This is a genomic window from Rhodovarius crocodyli, from assembly GCF_004005855.1.
GTDB classification, from domain to species: domain Bacteria; phylum Pseudomonadota; class Alphaproteobacteria; order Acetobacterales; family Acetobacteraceae; genus Rhodovarius; species Rhodovarius crocodyli.
Genome location: NZ_SACL01000003.1, coordinates 321,474 through 340,105 on the forward strand (window position 1 = coordinate 321,474; position 18,632 = coordinate 340,105).

The window sequence follows — 18,632 nt, forward strand, 5'->3', positions numbered from 1 at the left end:
GAGGCTTCCAGAAACAGGGTTGAAGGGACCTGGCATTGATCCGGTTGAGCATCCCATTGCGTCAGGCGCTGGGTCGGCTGTCCTTGCCGGTCCTCATCGCCATGGCCTTCGGCGTGATGCTGCTGGGCAAGGCGGACGCCCTGCTGGTGGAACGCATGCGCACCATGGTGACGGATGTGGTGACCCCCATCTGGTCCGTGCTGCAGCGCCCCGTCTCCGCCGCGTCCGACGCCGTGACCGAGGTGCGCACGCTGTGGAACATGCGCGCCGAGAACGAGCGCCTGCGCACCGAGAACGACCATCTGCGCCGCTGGCAGGACACCGCCCTGGCGCTGGAGGCCGAGAACTCCCTGCTGCGCCGCCAGCTGGCCTGGGTGCCCGAACCCGCGCCCAGCTTCTTCACCGCCCGCGTGGTGGCTGACGGCGGCGGCACCTATGCCCGTGCCGTGCTGCTGGCCACCGGCCCCCGCGCCCCGGTGCGCAAGGGCCAGATCGCGCTGGATGAGCGCGGCTTCGTCGGCCGCGTGACCGAGGTGGGCAGCCGCTCCGCCCGCGTGCTGCTGGCCACGGACATCAACAGCCGCATCCCCGTCACCTTCGAGGGCACGCGGGCGCGCGCCATCATGGTGGGCAACAACTCCGCCAGGCCCCGCCTGCAGCACTGGCCCGAAGGCCAGGTGCCGCGCGACGGCGACCGGGTGGTGACCAGCTCCGAGGCCTCCGCCTATCCGGCCGGCCTGCCGGTGGGCATCGTCCGCTGGACCGAGGGCGGCGTTCCGGAAGTGGAACTCTTCGCCCGGCTGGACCGGCTGGACGTGGTGCGCCTGTTCGACTTCGGCCTGCAGGGCATCCTGCCGCCGGAAGCCGTGGCCCGGCCTGAGCCACGCCCGGGCCGCAGATGAAGCGCCCCAAGCCGGGGAAGGTCGAGCCTCCCTCCGGCTTTCTCCGTTCACTCGACAATGTCATGCGCAATTCGCTGCCGCTGTTCGTCACGGCGCTGCTGGCGATCGCGGTGACGACGCAGGACCAGGGGCCGAGCCTGGCCCTGCCGGTGGTGCTGCCGGCGGTGTTCTTCTGGACCATCTTCCGCCCCACCGCGATGCCGCCGCTGGCGGTGTTCCTGCTGGGGCTGCTGCTGGACCTGCTGGTGTCGCCCAATTTCGGGGCCATCACGCTGTGCCTCATCATCACCTATGCGGTGGTGTTCCGCATGCGCAGCGCCTTGCAGAAGCAGAACTTCTACATCATCGCGGTGCTCTATTCGCTGGTCGCGCTGGGGTGCTTCGCCCTGTCGTGGCTGGCCAACAGCATCGGATATTTCAGGCTGCTGACCCCGCGTTTCATCATGTATGAGACCCTGGTTTCCACCGGCCTGTACCCGATATTGGCCCTTGGCTTCACGGCGATGCACAAGGCCATGGAACGTTTCGAATGAGGCTCAATCCCTTCAGCCGCAAGCAGAAGGACCGCGCCGTGCCGGGCTCCATGCGGGGGGTCAAGCGCGACGAGGAGATCCGCCGGACCGTCTTCACCCGCCGCGCCATCATGTATGGCGCGGTGCAGCTGGGGCTGTTCGGCTTCCTGGCCTCGCGCCTGTATCAGCTGCAGGTGGTCGAGGGGAACCGCTTCGCGACCCTGGCTGAGGAGAACCGCGTCTCCGCCCGGCTGATCGGCGCGCCGCGCGGGCGCATCACGGACCGCACCGGCGCGCTGGTCGCGGGCAACCGCCTGAACTGGCGCGCCCTGCTGGTGGCCGAGCAGACGGCGGATGTGCACGCCACGCTCGAAACCTTCTCGCGCATCATTCCGCTGACGGACAATGAGCGCGCGCGCGTGGACCGCGAGCTGCGCCGCCGCCGGCGCTTCGTGCCCACCATCGTGCGGGAATTCCTCAGCTGGGAGGAAATGGCGCATATCGAGGTGAACGCCCCCGATCTGCCTGGCATCCTGATCGACGTCGGCACCACCCGGCAGTACCCCGAGGGCGAGAACCTGGCCCATATGGTGGGCTATGTGGCGCCCCCGAGCGACCGCGACCTGGGCAGCGACCCGATCCTGCAGCTGCCGGGCGCCCGCGTGGGCCGCGCGGGGGTGGAGCGCTTCCACGAGAACATCCTGCGCGGCCGCGCGGGCTCCGTGCAGCTAGAGGTGAACGCCACCGGCCGCATCATCCGCGAGCTGGACCGGCGCGAGGGCGTGCCGGGGCAGGACATCGAGATCAGCATCGATGCCGAGCTGCAGCGTTCCGTTCGCGGCAAGATCGAGGACGGCACTTCCGTCGTCATCATGAACGCCCGCAACGGGGAGTTGCTGGCGATGGCCAGCAACCCGTCCTTCGACCCCAACATCTTCAATTCCGGCGTTTCCGCCGCGCAGTGGCGGCAATGGACGGCCGGGCGCTCCACGCCGCTGATCAACAAGGCCACCAACGGGCTCTATGCGCCCGGCTCCACCTTCAAGATGGTGGTGGGGCTGGCCGGGCTGGAGGCACGGGTGGTCGGGCCGGGCGATCGCATCTCCTGCCCCGGGCACCTGGATTTCGGCGACAGCCGCTTCCATTGCTGGAACCGGTCGGGCCATGGCGCGCTCGACATGCGCGCGGCCATCAAGAACAGCTGCGACGTGTATTTCTATGAGGTCGCGCGGCGCGTCGGCATCAACCGCATCGCCGCCATGGCGCGGCGCTTCGGCCTGGGCGTGGATCTGGAGATCGACCTGCCCGGCGTGCGCCGGGGCCTGGCGCCGACCCGCGAATGGCGTGAGGCCCAGGGCAAGGCCTGGAACATCGGCGACACCATCGTGCACGGCATTGGCCAGGGCTTCTATCTGTTCACCCCCCTGGCGATCTGCACCATGACCGCGCGGCTGGCGACCGGGCGTGCCGTGCAGCCGCACCTGACGCGCAGCATCGGCGGGCGGCCGGTGCGTGGCGGCCGCCCTGAGGACTGGCCGAGCCTGGGCATTCCCGACCGTGACCTGCGCCTGCAGCGAGAGGCGATGTGGGCCGCGGTGAACGAGGCCGGCGGCACTGCCTCACTGGCCAAGCTGCCGGGCAATCTGGGCATGATGTCGGGCAAGACCGGCACCACCCAGGTGCGCCGCGTGACGCGTGAGCAGCGCGAGCGCGGCTTCAACGTGCAGAACCTGCCGCGTGAGTGGCGGCCCCACGCGCTGTTCGTGGGCTATGCCCCGCACGACAACCCGCTTTATGCCGTGGCCGTGGTCGTGGAGCACGGCACCGCCGGCGGTGCCGCGGCGGCGCCGCTCGCGCGTGATGTCATGGTCGAGACGTTCAACCGCTTCAGGGTGATCTCATGAACAGGGCGGCCCGCTAATGTCCATCACCTTCGAGAAGCGGCTGCTGACCCGGAACCGGGAACACAAGCTGCTGGAGAAGCTGTGGCGCGTGCCCTGGGTCTTCGTGCTGCTGCTGATCGCGGTGGCAGGGGTGGGCTATGTCGCGCTGTATTCGGCGGGCAGCGGCAACCCGGACCTGTACGCCACCAAGCACGCGCTGCGCTTCGCCTTCTGCCTGGTGATGGCGCTGTGTATCGGCCTCATCGACATCAAGGTGATCTACCGGCTCTCCTGGCCGCTCTATGGCATATCGCTGGCGCTGCTGGTGCTGGTGGCGGTGCGCGGGCAGGTGGGCAAGGGCGCGCAGCGCTGGGTGGATCTGGGGCCCATCCAGCTGCAGCCCAGCGAGATGATGAAGATCGCCCTGGTGGCGCTGCTGGCGGCCTGGTTCGCCCGTGCCACCTGGAAGAAGATCGGCAATGTGTTCTTCCTGGTACCGGCCATGCTGCTGGTGTTCGTCCCGGCGGGGTTGATCTTCCGGCAGCCCAATCTCGGCACGTCGCTGATCACCGTGGCCGTGGGCGGCGTCATGTTCTGGGTGGCCGGCGTGCGTTGGTGGAAGTTCGGCCTGGCGATCGGCGCCGCGGCCTCGGCCGTGCCCATCGTCTATGCCAATCTGCGCGACTATCAGCGCGCCCGCATCAGCACCTTCTTCGACCCCGAGAACGACCCGCTGGGCGCCGGCTACAACATCATCCAGTCCAAGATCGCGCTGGGCTCCGGCGGCATCTGGGGCAAGGGCTTCCTGGGCGGCACGCAGGGCCACCTGAACTTCCTGCCGGAAAAGCAGACCGACTTCATCTTCACCATGATCGCCGAGGAATTCGGCTTCGTGGGGGCGATGGCGACACTCGGGCTGCTGATGCTGGTGGTGCTGTTCTGCATCTATGCCGGCTTCATGTGCAAGAACCACTTCGGCCGGCTGCTGTGCTTCGGCATCGGGGCCAACTACTTCTTCTATATCTTCGTCAACATCGCGATGGTCACGGGCAGCATCCCGGTGGGCGGCGTGCCGCTGCCGCTGATCAGCCATGGCGGGTCGGCCATGCTGACGGTGATGCTGGGCTTCGGGTTGGTCATGTCCGCCTATGTCCACCGGCACGCGGATCTGGGCCCGGCGCGGGAATAGCGCGCGGCGCCCAACTCTTTGATATAGGGGGGCCATGTACAATCCCGCTTTCATGGCCCAGGCCATCGCCCAGTCGCGCCGCGCGCTGTCCGAGCCCGGCACCGAGCCCTTCGGTGCCGTGGTGGTCAAGGACGGCGAGATCGTGGGGTGGGGCGTCAACCGGTCCCGCCTGCATTTCGACCCGACCTCCCATGGTGAGACGGAGGCGATCCGCGATGCCTGCCGCAGGCTGGAATGCACGGACCTGTCGGGCGCGCATCTCTATTCCTCCTGCGAGCCCTGCGCGCTGTGTGTGGCCACCATCCATGTGGTCGGCATCACCAAGGTGTTCTACGCGGGCAGCCTGGAGACCTCGAATGCCGCGCTGTCGGGTGTCGCGCGCTCCATCCGCCGCCGGGGCGACGTGAAGGCGCTGCGGGCCGATGCCGGCGCCCCGGTCGCGAACGGCAGCATCCCCGCCGAGGCGTTCCCCAGTGCGGAAGCCGAGGACATCCTGCGCGAATGGGCGCGCATGATGGGTGGCTGAGATGAAGCGCCTGGTGGTGCTGACGGGTGCCGGCATCAGCGCCGAGAGCGGGCTTGCCACCTTTCGTGATCCCGGTGGCCTGTGGCAGCGTTTCCGCCCGCAGGACCTGGCGACGCCCGAGGCCTTTGCCCGCGACCCCGACCTGGTGCTGGGCTGGTATGACGCCCGCCGCGCCCAGCTGGCCGAGGTGGAACCCAACCCCGCCCATCTGGCCCTGGCCCGGCTGGAGCGCGACTGGCCCGGCGACTTCCTGCTGGTGACGCAGAATGTGGACGACCTGCACGCCCGCGCCGGCAGCCGCCGCATGGTGCAGATGCACGGCGCGTTGAAGCGCGTGCGCTGCACGGCCTGCGATGCCCGGCACGACTGGCAGGCCGCCCTGCCGCGCGCCACCCCGTGCCCCGCCTGCGGCGCCGCGCGCCTGCGCCCGGACATCGTCTGGTTCGGGGAGATGCCGCTGGAGATGCCGCGCATCATGGCGGCCCTGGAAGCGGCCGACATCTTCGTGGCCATCGGCACGTCGGGCACGGTCTATCCGGCGGCGGGCTTCGTGCGGATGCTGCCGCGCCACGCCCGCAGCATCGAGGTGAACCTGGAGGCATCGGCGGTGGCCGACGGCTTCGACGAGTTGCGCCAGGGCCCGGCCGGCACGCTGGTGCCCGCGCTGGTCGAGCAATTGCTGTGCGCGGCCTGATTGCCCTGTTCCTGCTGCTGGCCTTCGATGCCCAGGCCCAGCAGCGCGTGGTCCCGCGCAGCATCCTGCCCGGGCTGGGTGCCGAGGACCCCCGCCAGCCGGTCGATGCCGGCACCGCCCCCTGGAACGCGCTGGGCCGTGTGCAGACCGAGGTAGGCGGGCGCTGCACCGGCACGCTGATCGCGCCCGACCGGGTGCTGACCTCGGCGCATTGCCTGGTCAGCCCGCGCAGCGGGCGGATGGTGCGCGCTTCCTCGGTGCATTTCCTGCTGGGCTATCACCAGGGGGAGCATCTGGTGCATGCCCGCGTGCGCGGCTTCCGCATCGGGGACGGCTTCAACGCGGCCACCCGGCGCCCGATCGGGGCGGATTGGGCCATCCTGTTCCTGGCCACGCCGCTGCCGGGGCTGAATGTCGCGCTGTGGCAGGGCGGGGTGGCGGCGGGCACGCCGCTGATGCTGGGCGGCTATCAGCAGGACCGGCCTGAGATGCTGATGGCCGACATCGCCTGCCAGGCCCTGGGCATGGCCCGCGACGACACCAACCGCCCCGTACTGATGCACGGTTGCGCCGGCACGCGCGGTACCTCGGGCGCGCCGCTGCTGATGCGGCTGGAGGATGGGCGCTTTGCCGTGGCGGGCGTGGTGGTCGCGATGCAGCTGGGGGCGGCGCGGGGGTATGCGGTGCCGGCGGAAACTATAAGGTAGAAGCGTAATCTTCTTTTTCTGTAGAAAAAGAAGCAAAAAGACTTTTTGAATTTGGTGTGGCGCCGATGATGTTGGGCGCCACATTAATCTATCAAAAATTTTTTGGTTCTTTTTTATAAAAAAGAACGTTCTTATTCCGGCCTGATATTCCCAGCCCGGATGACATCCCCCCAGCGCTGGGTTTCGCTCGCCAGCATGGTCCTGAGCGCGTTGGCGTCGCCCGTGATCAGTTCCACCCCCTGCTCCGACAGGCGCGAGCGCAGGTCGGGGTCGCTGGTGGCCACGCCCAGCGCGCGGCCCGCCTTGGCCAGGACGGGTTCCGGCGTGCCGGCCGGCGCGAACAGCCCCTGCCAGAAGGTCACCTCGAAGCCCGGCAGCGTGTCGGAGATGGGCGGCAGGTTCGGGAAGTTCGGCAGGCGCTGGCCCAGCGTGACGGCGATGCCGCGGGTGGCGCCGGTGCTCAGATGCGGCACGGCCTCCAGCACGGCCGAGAACATGGCCTGGCAGCGCCCCGCCGCGAGGTCCAGCGCACCGGGCACGCCGCCGCGATAGGGCACATGCAGCACCTCGATACCCGCCTGGCGCTTGAACAGCTCGATCGCCAGGTGGTTCACCGCACCGGTGCCGCTGCTGGCCCAGGTGATCTCGCCGGGCTTGGACTTCGCATAGGCGATGAACTCCGCGAGGTTGGTCGCGGGGACGGAGGGATGGACGTGCAGGATGAAGGGGGTGCGGAACACCATGCCCACCGGCACCAGCTCCCGCTGCGGCTCACGCGGCGTCAGGGTCGGCTGGAAGGACGGGTTGATGGCCAGCGTGGTGGTGCCCATGCCCAGCGTGTAGCCATCCGGCCGCGACCGCACGACGGAGGTGGTGGCGACGGAGGTCGCGGCCCCGGGGCGGTTTTCCACCAGCACGGTCTGGCCCAGCTCCCGCGTCATGCGCTCCGCCACCAGGCGGGAGGACGTGTCGGTGACGCCGCCGGGCGGATAGCCCTCGACGATGGTGATGCTGCGGGTGGGCCATTCGGCGTTCTGGGCGCGGGCAGAGGCAAAGGGGGCGAGCAGCGGCGCGGCCAGCAGGGCGCGCCGCCCCGCGAGAAGCTGGGGCATGGCTTGGTATCCTTGGACGTGTCGCCCTGTTGCCGGGCGTGCCGCATGGTGGGGGCTGAACGCCCCGGCATGCAAGATCAGTCGGCCCTCGGATGCGCGTTCCGCCACGTCTCCAGCAGCCGGGCCGCATCCACCGCAGTATAGCGCTGCGTGGTCGACAGGCTGGCATGGCCCAGCAATTCCTGGATCGAGCGCAGATCGCCCCCGCCGCCCAGCAGATGGGTGGCGAAACTGTGCCGCAGCGCATGCGGCGTCGCGTGTTCCGGCAGGCCGGCCAGGCGGCGGTAATTGCGCATGGATTTCTGCGCGATCGCCGGGTCCAGCCGCTTGCCGCGCGCGCCCAGGAACAGCGGCTCATCGGGCTCGGCGGCGGGGCGGTGCTTCAGCCATTCGGCCATGGCGGCGCGCACGGCCGGCAGCACGGGCACGATGCGCGTCTTGCCGCCCTTGCCCAGGATGCGCAGCGTGCCCTCGGCGCCGGGCAGCGGCGCGTCGCGCACGTCCAGGCCCAGCGCCTCGCTGATGCGCAGGCCGCAGCCATAGAGCAGCGTGAACAGCGCCACGTCCCGCGCGGCCTGGAAATCCGGCAGCTCGGCATTGGGGGTGGCGTGGACAAGGCCCACCTCGGCGGCCAGGGCGCGGGCGTCCTGTGCCTCCAGCGCGCGCGGCACGGGGCGCGGCAGGCGGGGGCCGCGCAGGCCGGACAGGGTGGGGGCCGGCATGCCCTCCCGCCGCGCCAGGAATTTCAGGAAGCCGCGCACGGCGGCCAGCTGCCGCGCGCGGGTGGCGGCACCCGCGCCTTCCTTCGCGCGCTCGGCCAGGAAGCCGCGCACATCGGCGGGTTTCAGCGCGGAGAGCGCCGCCATGTCCGGCTCCTGCCCCTGATAGCGCGTGAGAAAGCCCAGGAACTGCGACACGTCGCGGCGATAGGCCTCCAGCGTGTGCGGGCTCGCCCTGCGCTCATCGGCCAGCCAGGAGAGGTAGCGCTCCAGCATCATCGCGCGAGCGCCGCCCCGATCGCGCGCCCCAGGAAGATCACGCTTTCCAGCCCCTCGCCGGGCAGCAGCTCCGGGTCACGCGCGCCGAGCGCCAGCAGCATGGGCTGGCTGCCGGGGATGCGCGCCAGCGCGTCGCGGCGCACCAGCGGGGCGGCTTCCTGGTGGAACAGGTCGGCCTCTCGCGGCACGGGGCGCAGCACCGCGTCGCGGCCAGGGGGCAGCACGCGCTTCAACGTGCCGGCCGGCAGGCGCTGCACATGGGCGCGGGCCGTGCGCTCGCAGCCGACATGGCAGGCATCCAGCCCCAGCAGCGCGGGCCATTCCTGCGTCACGCATTCCAGCGGGTCACGCGCGCGCATCAGGGCCAGCACGGCTTCCTGCGCGCGGGCCGCGAGGCCGGTGCCGGCGCGCCCGCTGGCCAGCGCCTGCTGCATCTCGGCGGCACCCTCGCGCACGCGGTCGCGCGCGGCGTTGACCATGGCGGCCATGTGGTCCGCCAGCCCCTCGCCATGAACACGGGCGGGGGGCGTCAGGACCAGGTAGAGGTCCGGGTTCTCGGCCAGAAAACCCGGGTTCGCGCGCAGCCAAGCCTCGACTTCCTGCCGGGTCGGGCTGCTCTTGGTCATTCTCAGCGTCCTGCCCGCGACGCGCTGTGCGCGGCGCGGATCTGCAGGCCGCTCACAGCGTTCTCTGGCGACCGGGATTCGAGGGCCGGAGGCACGAGAAAGCCGGGCGTCAGAGAATGCTCTGGCCGGTCTTGGCCCAGTCGGCCAGGAAGGCTTCCAGGCCCTTGTCCGTCAGCGGGTGCTTGAACAGCATCCGGATGGTGGCCGGGCCCATGGTGGCCACATGCGCGCCCAGCTTGGCGGCCTGCAGCACATGCACCGGGTGGCGCACGGAGGCGACCAGCACCTCGGTCTTGAAGGTGTAGTTGCGGTAGATCTGCACGATGTCCGCGATCAGCCCCATGCCGTCCTGGCCGATATCGTCCAGCCGGCCCACGAAGGGGGAGATGAAGGTAGCACCCGCCTTGGCCGCCAGCAGCGCCTGGTTGGCCGAGAAGCACAGCGTCACGTTCACCGGCGTGCCTTCGTCGGACAGCGTGCGGCACACGCGCAGGCCGGCCTCGGTCAGCGGCAGCTTCACGCACACATTCTTCGCGATGCCGCGCAGATAGCGGCCTTCGGCCAGCATGGTCTCGAAATCGGTGGAGACCGCCTCGGCGGAAACCGGGCCCGGGGTCAGCTCGCAGATCTCGGCGATCACGTCGGCCATCTTGCGGCCGGACTTGGCGATCAGGCTCGGGTTGGTCGTCACGCCATCCAGCAGGCCGGTCTGCGCCATGGCGCGGATCTCGGACACATCGGCGGTGTCCACGAAGAATTTCATGGGTGGTCGGTTCCCTTGGGGGGTGAAAACTGAGGCACGGCCCGGGTTGTCCCCAAAGGGTTGCCCCAACGGGTTGCCTGGGAACCGTTCCTGACCCCATGTGCATAGCCCATGCCACAACCCTCGGCCAGTTTGTTCCCGGAGAAGTTGCCCGCCGCAGTCCCGGTGCTCCTGCCGCTGCCGCTGGCCGGCGCCTATGATTATGCCGTGCCGGAGGGGCTGCATGTGGAGCCGGGCAGCTTCGTCGTGGTGCCCCTCGGCCCGCGCCGGATGCTGGGCGTGGTGTGGGACCGCCCGCCCGAGGCCGGGCTGCCCAACATCAAGCTGCGCCCGATCATCGAGGTTCTGCCGGCGCCCCCAATGCGCCCGGCATTGCGCCGTTTCGTCGATTGGGTGGCGGCCTATACGCTGAGCGCCCCCGGCGCCGTGATGCGCATGGCCATGAGCGCGCCGTCGGCTCTTGAAAAACCTGCGATTCGCGCGGGCTGGCGCGCCACGGGCGCGGGCACCGGCCGCGTCACGCCCGACCGCGCGAAGGTGCTGGAGGCACTGGCCGAACACTCCCCCCAGCCCGGCGAGGCCCTGCCCGCCAGCCCCGCCGTGATCCGCGGCATGGCCAAGGCCGGCATGATCGAGCCCGCGGTGCTGCCCCAGGCGCCGCGCTTCGCCCGCCCTGACCCGGAGCATCCGGGACCGCCCCTTTCCGAGACGCAGGCGGGCGTCGCGGCGGCCCTGCGGCAGCGTGTTGCAGCGCATGAATTCTCCGTGACCCTGCTGCGCGGCGTCACCGGCTCCGGCAAGACCGAGACCTATCTGGACGCGGTGGCCGAATGCCTGCGCCAGGGCAGGCAGGCGCTGGTGCTGCTGCCCGAGATCGCGCTGTCCTCCCAATGGCTCTCGCGCTTCCAGTCCCGATTCGGCTGCGCGCCGGCGCTGTGGCACAGCGAGCTGTCGCCCGGCATCCGCCGCGACACCTGGCGCGCGGTGGCGGAGGGCGCGGCCCCCGTGCTGGTGGGCGCGCGCTCCGCGCTGTTCCTGCCCTTCCCGGACCTCGGCCTGATCATCGTGGACGAGGAGCACGAGACCGCCTTCAAGCAGGAGGACGGCGTGGTCTATCACGCCCGCGACATGGCGGTGGTGCGCGCCCGCTTCTCGCAGGCGCCCTGCGTGCTGGTCAGCGCCACGCCCAGCCTCGAGACCATCGCGAATGTCGAGGCCGGGCGATACACCGAACTGACCCTGCCCACCCGCCACGGCGGCGCCAGCCTGCCCAGCATCGAGGTGCTGGACCTGCGCGCCACCCCGCCCGAGCGCGGCCGCTTCCTGGCGCCCCCGCTGATCGAGGCGATCGAGCAGACGCTGGCGCGCGGGGAGCAGGCGATGCTGTTCCTCAACCGCCGGGGCTATGCGCCGCTGACGCTGTGCCGCACCTGCGGCCACCGCATGCAGTGCCCCAACTGCACCGCCTGGCTGGTGGAACACCGCGCGCAGCGCCGCCTGCAATGCCACCATTGCGGCCATGCGGAGCCCATCCCGCCCCGCTGCCCGGAATGCAACGCCGAGCACAGCCTGACCGCCATCGGCCCGGGGGTGGAGCGCGTGCAGGAGGAAGCGGCGCTGCTGTTCCCCGATGCCCGGCGCCTGGTGATGGCCAGCGACAACATCCCCGGCCCCGCCGCCGCCGCCGAGGCCGCCCGCCGCATCGAGGACCGGGAGGTGGACCTCGTGATCGGCACCCAGATCGTGGCCAAGGGATGGCATTTCCCGCACCTGACGCTGGTCGGCGTGGTGGATGCGGATCTGGGCCTGGCGGGGGGCGACCTGCGCGCGGCGGAACGCACGGTGCAGCTGCTGCACCAGGTGGCCGGGCGCGCCGGCCGTGCCGAGGCCCCTGGCCGCGTGCTGCTGCAGAGCTTCTCACCCGAGCACCCGGTGATGCAGGCGCTGCTGACCCATGACATCGGCCGCTTCGTGGCCGAGGAGAAGGCCCAGCGCGCGCCCGACCATTGGCCGCCCTACGGCCGGCTGGCCGCCCTGGTCATCAGCGGGGAGGACGCGGTGGAGACCGCCCGCGTGGCCCGGGACCTGGGCCTGGCCGCCCCCGTGATGGCGGGCGTGCAGGTGCTGGGCCCGGCCCCCGCGCCGCTGGCCATGCTGCGCGGCCGGCACCGCCACCGGCTGCTGTTGAAGGCCGAGCGCGGCATCGCCGTGCAGCCCCTGCTGCGGGAATGGCTGGACCGGGTGGCCGTGCCCAACGCCGTGCGCGTGCAGGTCGATGTCGATCCGGTGAGCTTTCTGTGAGGCCGCTTGCGGGCCGCCGGGCCAGCCGCCATCCTGCCGCCGCGCAACGGGGGACGGCAGGTTGAGGATACTGGTGACAGGCGCCACAGGCTTCGTCGGCAGCCATCTGCGGGCGGCCCTGCGCAGCGCCTTTCCCGGTGCCGTCCTGATCGCGGGGCTGCATGACGGCGCGGCGCCTGGCTGGGATGAGGGCGTGCCCACGCCGCTGACCTCCAAGGCCGCGCTGGCCGATGCGCTGAAGCAGGCGGCACCCGATGCCGTGGTGCATCTGGCAGCGCAGTCCAACGTGGCCGAGAGTTTTCGCTCCCCCGAGATTACCTGGGACTTCAACCTGCACGGCGCGCTGCGCCTGGGTGAGGCGATGATGCAGGCGGCGCCCGAGGCGCGGCTGCTGTTCGCCTCCACCGGCGAGGTCTACGGCCTGTCCTTCCAGCGGGAGGAACCGCTGGACGAGACCGCGCCGCTGGCCCCCGGCAACCCCTATGCCGCCGCCAAGGCGGCCGCCGACCTGGCGCTGGGCGAGATGGCGCTGCGCGGTCTGCGCGTGATCCGCATGCGGCCGCTGAACCATGTGGGGCCGGGGCAGGGGCCGGGCTTCGTCGTCTCGGCCTTTGCGCGGCAGGCGGCGCGGATCGCAGCCGGGCTGCAGCCGCCCGTCATGCAGGTGGGCGCGCTGGAACGCTGGCGGGATTTCCTGGATGTGCGGGATGTCTGCGCCGCCTATGCGCTGGCGCTGGGCAAGTTCGACGCGCTGCCCAACGGCGCGATCATCAACCTGGCGAGCGGTGAGCCGCGCAAGGTGGGTGACATCCTGCATGCGTTGCTGCGGCGCGCGGGGGTGGAGGCGAAGGTGGAGGAAAGTGCGGCCGCGCTGCGCCCGAACGACCTGCTGCGGTCCTGCGGGAATGCGGCGCGGGCGCGGGAGTGGCTGGGCTGGAAGCCCGCCATTTCCTGGGAGACGACGCTGGACGACGTCTCCGCGGATTGGCGGGCCCGGGCCGTGGCCGGCTAGGCCAGACCCTCGGCCGCCATCGCCCGCTGCACGGCCGGCCGCGCCTTCATCCGCTCATAATGCGCGGCGACGTTCTTCGGCAGTTCCTTGCCGAAGCGGCCCACCCACCAGTAGCACACGTAATACAGCGCGCTGTCGGCGAAGGAGTATTCGCCGGCCACCCAGTCCTGCTTGGACAGCTTGTCCTCGAACCAGGCCAGGCCCTTCTCGAACACCTGCTGGCCGCGCGCCTTGATGGCGTCGCCGTCGCTCTCGCTGGGGCCGAAATTGGTCGGGCGGAACATGCGGCTGAAGCCCTGCATGTGCAGGCTGGCCACGCAGTAATCCGTGGCTTCCAGCGCGCGGGCCATGCCCTCGGGCGTGCCGGGCAGCAGCTTGGCGGCCGGCGTGCTGGCGGCCAGCCAATAGGCGATGGCGGGGTATTCCGTCAGGACGGAGCCGTCGTCGCGCACCAGCACCGGCACCTTGGACTTGGGCGTGACCGACACGAAGCCCGGCTTGAACTGCTCGCCTTCCTTCAGGTTCACGGCCACGGCCTCATAGGGCGCGCCGACTTCCTCCAGCAGGACATGGATGCCGAGCGAACAGGCGCCGGGCGCGTAATAGAATGTGGTCATCTCAGTACGTTGCCTCCGTTTCGAGTGCCTTCTTCACCGACGGCCGGGCCAGCATCGCCTGGTAATGGGCGGCCAGCTTCGGCGGCAGCGGGGTGGACGTGCGCTTCACGGTCCACATTTCGAGGAAGAACAGCGCGGCGTCCGCCACGGTGAACTGCTCGCCCATGTAGAAGGGGCCCTTGAAGGCACCTTCCAGCACCTGCAGGTAGCCTTCGCGCGCCTCGGTCGCCTGGGCGATCACGCGGGCCTCGTCGTCCTTGTCCTTGGCGAAGCGGCCGACGCGGAATTCGCGCGTGTAGCCCATGGGGTGCACGGTGCCGCAGATGTAGTCCATCAGCTCCAGCACCTCGGCCTCATCCCCCGCATCGGCGGGCAGCAGCTTCGCCTCGGGCGCCGACTTGGCCAGGTACATGGCGATGGTGGGGAATTCGGTCAGCAGCTTGCCGTTGTCGCGCAGCAGCGCCGGCACCTTGCCCTTCGGGTTGATCGCCAGATAGGCGGGCTTCAGGTTGTCGGCTTCCTTCGTGTTGACGAAGACCAGATCGAACGGCTTGCCGATCTCGTTCATGATGGCGTGCAGCCCGACGCTGCAGGCGCCGGGGGCGAAGTAGAGCTTCATGGCTTCCGTGACCTTGGTTGCTTGGCAGGGACGCTAGCCCCGCCCGACAACCCTCACAAGAACCACGAGATCGCGGCGAAGCCCCGGGCGATGCGCGGCAGGCGGCGGGCGGACCGGGCATCGACGCCGCCCAGCGCCACCGCCGGCCTGGCGGCATGCCGTGCCATCCAGGCCCAGGCATGCAGCCCCAGCGCGGGGGCGCCCGGATGGCTGCGGGTGGGAAACACCGGAGAGATCAGCACGGCATCCGCGCCCAGCCGCCTGGCCCGCGCCAGCCCCGCCCGCCCATGCACCGCCACCGACAGCAGCGCCCCCGGCCGCCGCGCCAGCAGGAAGGCCGCGAGGCCGGGCGCGCCGCGCTCGGGCACATGCAGCCCGGCGCCGAGCGCCAGCGCCGCCCGCGCATCCCCGCCGACCAGCAGCCGCAGCCCCCGTTGCCGGCACAGAAGCGCCAGCCCCGGCAGCAGCGCCGGCGCCACACCGCGCGCCAGCACGGCGGAACCGCGCGGCAGACGCAGGGCGGCCGCCCGCGGGTCCGGCAGGCGCGCGGGGTCGCTCAGCAGCCACAGCCGGGGCACGTTCCCTGCCCGCCGCTTTCGTCCTATTCCTGCACCCATGACCGCCATCGCCGAGAACCTGCGCCGTATCCTCGACAGGATCGCCGACGCGACCGCCCGCGCCAACCGCCCCGAGGGCAGTGTGCGGCTCGTCGCCGTCTCGAAGACCCATCCCGCCGAGGCGGTGATCGAGGCCCTGGCCGCCGGGCAGCTGCTGTTCGGCGAGAACCGCGTGCAGGAAGCCGCCGGCAAGTTCCCGGACCTGCGCCCCGCCCACCCGGCGATGCGCCTGCACGTCATCGGCGGGCTGCAGACCAACAAGGCCGAGGACGCGGTGAAGATCGCGGACGTGATCGAAAGCCTGGACCGGCCGAAGCTGGCGCAATCCCTGGCGCGGGCCGAGCAGAAGCTGGGGCTGAAGCGCAAGTATCTGGTGCAGGTGAATGTGGGCGACGAGGACCAGAAATCCGGCATCCCGCGCGCCGAGACCGCCGATTTCCTGCGCGCCTGCCGCGAGGAGCACGGGCTGAACGTGACGGGGCTGATGTGCATCCCGCCTGCCGAGGGCGACCCGCGCCCGCACTTCGCCTGGCTGGCGGAGCAGGGCGCGAAGCTCGGGCTGCCCATCCTCTCCATGGGCATGAGCGGCGATTTCGAGGCCGCGATCGCCGAGGGCGCTACCCATGTGCGGGTGGGCACCGCGATCTTCGGCCACCGCGACTACGGCGCCTCGTAAAGCCGCTTCAGCACCGGCCACAACGCGGCCGGCAGATCCTCCGCCGTCAGGTGGGGGCCGGCCTCCGTGCTCGCCGCGCCATGCAGGAAGACGGCGGCGCAGGCGGCCTCGAAGGCGGGCATGCCCTGGGCCAGCAGCCCCGCGACCAGCCCCGCCAGCACATCGCCCGAACCCGCCGTGGCCAGCCAGGGCGGGGCGTTGTCGTTGATTGCCGCGCGGCCGTCGGGGGCGGCGATGACCGTATCGGCCCCCTTCAGAATCACCACCGATCCGCTGGCCCGGGCGGCGGCCAGGGCGCGCTCGTGCTTGGGCCCCGGCAGGGGGCCGAACAGGGTGCGGAACTCGCCCTCATGCGGGGTCAGCACCGTGGGGTGGGGGCGGCGCAGGGCCTCGGGGCGGCCGGCCAGCACGGTCAGGGCATCGGCATCCAGCACCAGCGCGCGGTCGCAGGCCAGAAGCTGTTCCACCCGCGCCAGCGTGGCGGGGTTCACCCCGGCGCCGGGGCCGATCAGGCAGGCGGTCAGGCGCGGGTCCGCCAGTAGCTCGGCCGGCATCTCGGCCACGCGCAGCAGCGGGGCGGTGACATGGGCCGCGTGTTCGGTCAGCGCCGCATGGTCCCCCGCCAGGGTCACGATGCCGGCGCCCGCGCGCAGGGCGGTCATGGCGGAAAGTCGGGCGGCGCCGGTGGCCAGGGACGGGCCGCTCCAGACCAGGCAGGCGCCGCGCGTGTATTTGTGGCTGTGCCCCCGTGGGCGGGGCCAATGCGGCCCCCACAGGGCGGTGGCGTTGCGGAACAGCCTGCCGGGCGTTTCCGGCAGGCCGATATCGGCCACCACCAGCGCCCCACACAGGTCGCGCCCCGGCAGCAGCAGGTGCCCCGGCTTCGCGGTGTGGAAGGTGACGGTGCGCGCGGCCTGGACCGCCACGCCTGGCGCCGTGCCGGTATCGGCATCCAGCCCCGACGGCACGTCCACCGCCAGGATGGGCGCCCCATGGGCGTTCATGGCGGCGATGGCCGCCGCCGCCGCGCCCTCGGGCGCGCGGTTCAGGCCGATGCCGAACAGGGCATCGACCAGCAAGGCGGCGGGCGGCAGCGCCGGCCCCTCGACCGGGCCTGCCCACAGGCGCGCGGCCTCCGCCGCATCGCCCTTCAGGCGTCCGGCCTCACCCAGCAGATGGACGGAGACGGCGTAGCCTGCCTCGCGCAGCAGGGCGGCGGCCACGAAACCGTCGCCGCCATTGTTGCCCGGGCCGCACAGCACCGCCACGCGGGCCCCGTGGGGCGCCATGGCGGCTGCCTCCCGCGCGACCGCCGCGGCCGCGCGGCGCATCAGCGTGAAGCCGGGCGTCCCGGCGGCGATGGCTTCCTGTTCGGCCGCGCGCATGGCGGCCGCGTTCAGCAGGCCGTGGCTCACGCCACGCCAGCGACCACGAAGGTGTTCATGTCACCCTCGTCGTCGCGCACCGAGACGTATTCCCCCGGCGCGAAGCGGTGGGTGCCCAGCCGATAGCCGGTCTCGTCGTCGCTCGGCACATTCGGGTTGTAGTCGAACACCCAGCTGGACCCGCCGGCCCCGCCGGCGCGCAGCACCAGCAGCCCGTGCTGGTCCGGCTCACCGTCCCAGAAGCGGCGCACGGCGCATTTGTCGCGCAGGTTTTTCCAGGCCTCGGCGTCCAGATGGCCGTCGGGCGTCAGCGGCGCGCGGAAGGAATAGCCGCGCGTGGTGCTGCCCTCCGGGAATTCCTTGCACCGCGCGAGGTGGAGGGTGATGTGTTTCAGGCCGTCGCTCATGGTCGCTCCTTCTTGCGGGCAACCTGCCGCCGGGGCGGCGGTCGCGCCTTGATCCAGATCAGCCCAGCAGCCGGCGTGCTTCCTCCAGCCGCGCGCGGCTGGCCTCGTCAGGCTCGGGATAGGCCAGGCCGAGGCCTTCCATCGCCTTCAGGATGGTCTCCGCCACCACCAGCTGCATGAACCATTTGCGGTCGGCGGGCACCACATGCCAGGGGGCATGCGGGGCGGCGGTCGCCTTGATCGCATCCTGGTAGGCCGCCTGGTATTCCTTCCAATGCGCGCGCTCCGCGACATCGTCCGGGCTGAACTTCCAGTTCTTCGCCGGCTCCTCGATGCGGGAGAGGAAGCGGCGGCGCTGCTCCTCCAGCGAGACGTTCAGGAAGAACTTCAGGATCACGGTGCCCTGGCGCGCCAGATAGGCCTCGAAATTGGCGATGTCGGCCAGGCGGTCGCGCATCAGGTGCTTGTCGACCACCTCGGGCGGCAGCTTCTGGCGATCGAGGATGGCGGGGTGCACGCGGGTGACGAGCACTTCCTCGTACCAGCTGCGGTTATGGATGCCGATGTGACCGCGCCGCGGCAGGGTCACGATGTGGCGGCGCAGGAAGTCCTGGTCCAGCTCAAGCGAGGTGGGGGCCTTGAAGCTCGTCACCTCGCAGCCCTGCGGGTTCAGGCCGGAAAAGACATGGCGGATGGTGCTGTCCTTCCCGGCCGCGTCCATGGCTTGGAAGATGCACAGCACCGACCAGCGGTCCTGGGCGTAGAGCTTGTCCTGCATCTCGGCCAGGCGGCGCTGCGTCGATTCCAGAAGGGCGGCCGCTTCCTCGCGTTCCAGCTTGAGGCCGCCATCGTCCGCGGGGTCGAAATCTTTCAGCCTGAACCGCTTTCCGCTTTCCACCCGGTAATGTCTTACCAGCCTGTTAGCCTTCATCGTGACCTCCGTCGGCTTATGTCACTTCATTGATTTAGATCAAAGTTTCCGGGCCCTGTCGGCTGCCGTGGCGGCGCCCGGGCATCGTGGCGGGGCATTTTATGCGTTGGCATGGCCCCGGGCCGAAAAGGGCGGATTAATAAAATTAGATTGTC

At 70.7% G+C, this 18,632-nt stretch carries 20 protein-coding genes; 10 read left to right on the forward strand and 10 right to left on the reverse strand.

Annotation, left to right across the window (positions count from 1 at the left end; translation table 11 throughout):
- The first annotated feature begins 44 nt into the window (after positions 1 to 44).
- From mreC to EOD42_RS10775, 7 genes are all read left to right on the forward strand, one after another.
- A complete protein-coding gene (gene mreC, locus EOD42_RS10745) occupies positions 45 to 902 on the forward strand; it encodes a rod shape-determining protein MreC (RefSeq protein WP_338069635.1) in 858 nt (285 codons plus the stop codon).
- Between the two features lie 62 nt (positions 903 to 964).
- Positions 965 to 1,435 carry a hypothetical protein gene (locus tag EOD42_RS10750; RefSeq protein WP_127787522.1) on the forward strand — a complete coding sequence of 157 codons (471 nt, stop codon included), beginning with the start codon at positions 965 to 967 and terminating at the stop codon, positions 1,433 to 1,435.
- Positions 1,432 to 3,318: a penicillin-binding protein 2 gene (gene mrdA, locus EOD42_RS10755; protein WP_240655113.1), complete on the forward strand. Its 1,887-nt coding sequence runs from the start codon at positions 1,432 to 1,434 to the stop codon at positions 3,316 to 3,318. Before EOD42_RS10750 ends, mrdA begins: the two co-directional genes overlap by 4 nt.
- 22 nt (positions 3,319 to 3,340) lie before the next feature.
- Complete coding sequence (gene rodA, locus EOD42_RS10760; RefSeq protein ID WP_408902157.1) at positions 3,341 to 4,486, forward strand: rod shape-determining protein RodA; 1,146 nt, start codon at positions 3,341 to 3,343, stop codon at positions 4,484 to 4,486.
- 34 nt (positions 4,487 to 4,520) lie between these two features.
- Positions 4,521 to 5,012, forward strand: coding sequence for a nucleoside deaminase (locus EOD42_RS10765; RefSeq protein WP_127787524.1), 492 nt, complete (start codon positions 4,521 to 4,523; stop codon positions 5,010 to 5,012).
- A gap of 1 nt (position 5,013) precedes the next feature.
- Positions 5,014 to 5,706, forward strand: coding sequence for an NAD-dependent deacylase (locus EOD42_RS10770; protein WP_206020318.1), 693 nt, complete (start codon positions 5,014 to 5,016; stop codon positions 5,704 to 5,706).
- Positions 5,694 to 6,413, forward strand: a complete 720-nt coding sequence (locus tag EOD42_RS10775) for a trypsin-like serine peptidase (RefSeq protein WP_164867878.1) — start codon at positions 5,694 to 5,696, stop codon at positions 6,411 to 6,413. Before EOD42_RS10770 ends, EOD42_RS10775 begins: the two co-directional genes overlap by 13 nt.
- Before the next feature lie 131 nt (positions 6,414 to 6,544).
- Here the strand turns inward: EOD42_RS10775 and EOD42_RS10780 are convergent, their stop codons facing one another.
- The 4 genes from EOD42_RS10780 to fsa form a co-directional block, all read right to left on the reverse strand.
- Complete coding sequence (locus EOD42_RS10780; RefSeq protein WP_127787527.1) at positions 6,545 to 7,525, reverse strand: Bug family tripartite tricarboxylate transporter substrate binding protein; 981 nt, start codon at positions 7,523 to 7,525, stop codon at positions 6,545 to 6,547.
- A gap of 77 nt (positions 7,526 to 7,602) precedes the next feature.
- Positions 7,603 to 8,523, reverse strand: coding sequence for a tyrosine recombinase XerC (locus EOD42_RS10785; RefSeq protein WP_127787528.1), 921 nt, complete (start codon positions 8,521 to 8,523; stop codon positions 7,603 to 7,605).
- The gene (locus EOD42_RS10790) at positions 8,520 to 9,149 is read right to left on the reverse strand and encodes a GAF domain-containing protein (RefSeq protein ID WP_127787529.1); all 630 of its coding nucleotides are present in this window, start codon (positions 9,147 to 9,149) and stop codon (positions 8,520 to 8,522) included. Before EOD42_RS10790 ends, EOD42_RS10785 begins: the two co-directional genes overlap by 4 nt.
- Positions 9,150 to 9,258: 109 nt before the next feature.
- Positions 9,259 to 9,912: a fructose-6-phosphate aldolase gene (fsa, locus tag EOD42_RS10795; protein WP_127787530.1), complete on the reverse strand. Its 654-nt coding sequence runs from the start codon at positions 9,910 to 9,912 to the stop codon at positions 9,259 to 9,261.
- 111 nt (positions 9,913 to 10,023) lie between these two features.
- On the opposite strand from fsa, the gene EOD42_RS10800 reads away from it, so the two are divergent.
- Together EOD42_RS10800 and EOD42_RS10805 are read left to right on the forward strand one after the other, a co-directional pair.
- On the forward strand, positions 10,024 to 12,213 hold the full coding sequence (locus EOD42_RS10800) for a primosomal protein N' (protein WP_127787531.1): 2,190 nt from the start codon (positions 10,024 to 10,026) through the stop codon (positions 12,211 to 12,213).
- A 73-nt stretch (positions 12,214 to 12,286) separates the two neighbouring features.
- Complete coding sequence (locus EOD42_RS10805) at positions 12,287 to 13,225, forward strand: GDP-mannose 4,6-dehydratase (RefSeq protein ID WP_240655115.1); 939 nt, start codon at positions 12,287 to 12,289, stop codon at positions 13,223 to 13,225.
- Here EOD42_RS10805 and EOD42_RS10810 read toward each other — a convergent pair.
- Genes EOD42_RS10810 through EOD42_RS10820 form a run of 3 tightly spaced genes read right to left on the reverse strand, consistent with a single transcriptional unit; the run spans position 13,222 to position 15,039 of the window.
- A complete protein-coding gene (locus EOD42_RS10810) occupies positions 13,222 to 13,842 on the reverse strand; it encodes a glutathione S-transferase family protein (protein ID WP_127787533.1) in 621 nt (206 codons plus the stop codon). The two genes, EOD42_RS10805 and EOD42_RS10810, sit on opposite strands and share 4 nt — an antisense overlap.
- Position 13,843: 1 nt before the next feature.
- Positions 13,844 to 14,461 (reverse strand): glutathione S-transferase family protein, encoded by a 618-nt coding sequence (locus EOD42_RS10815; protein WP_127787534.1) that lies wholly within the window; start codon positions 14,459 to 14,461, stop codon positions 13,844 to 13,846.
- Between the two features lie 53 nt (positions 14,462 to 14,514).
- Positions 14,515 to 15,039, reverse strand: coding sequence for a thiamine phosphate synthase (locus EOD42_RS10820; protein WP_240655116.1), 525 nt, complete (start codon positions 15,037 to 15,039; stop codon positions 14,515 to 14,517).
- Between the two features lie 37 nt (positions 15,040 to 15,076).
- On the opposite strand from EOD42_RS10820, the gene EOD42_RS10825 reads away from it, so the two are divergent.
- The gene (locus EOD42_RS10825; RefSeq protein ID WP_127787536.1) at positions 15,077 to 15,754 is read left to right on the forward strand and encodes a YggS family pyridoxal phosphate-dependent enzyme; all 678 of its coding nucleotides are present in this window, start codon (positions 15,077 to 15,079) and stop codon (positions 15,752 to 15,754) included.
- On the opposite strand, the gene EOD42_RS10830 is transcribed toward EOD42_RS10825, so the two are convergent.
- The 3 genes from EOD42_RS10830 to EOD42_RS10840 are packed head-to-tail and all read right to left on the reverse strand — an operon-like array spanning position 15,739 to position 18,477.
- Positions 15,739 to 17,169: an NAD(P)H-hydrate dehydratase gene (locus EOD42_RS10830; RefSeq protein ID WP_240655117.1), complete on the reverse strand. Its 1,431-nt coding sequence runs from the start codon at positions 17,167 to 17,169 to the stop codon at positions 15,739 to 15,741. The genes EOD42_RS10825 and EOD42_RS10830 overlap by 16 nt on opposite strands.
- Positions 17,166 to 17,546 (reverse strand): hypothetical protein, encoded by a 381-nt coding sequence (locus EOD42_RS10835; RefSeq protein ID WP_127787537.1) that lies wholly within the window; start codon positions 17,544 to 17,546, stop codon positions 17,166 to 17,168. Before EOD42_RS10835 ends, EOD42_RS10830 begins: the two co-directional genes overlap by 4 nt.
- A 58-nt stretch (positions 17,547 to 17,604) precedes the next feature.
- Entirely contained in the window at positions 17,605 to 18,477 is an 873-nt protein-coding gene (locus EOD42_RS10840; protein WP_127787538.1) for a polyphosphate kinase 2 family protein, read from the reverse strand.
- Positions 18,478 to 18,632 lie beyond the last annotated feature (155 nt).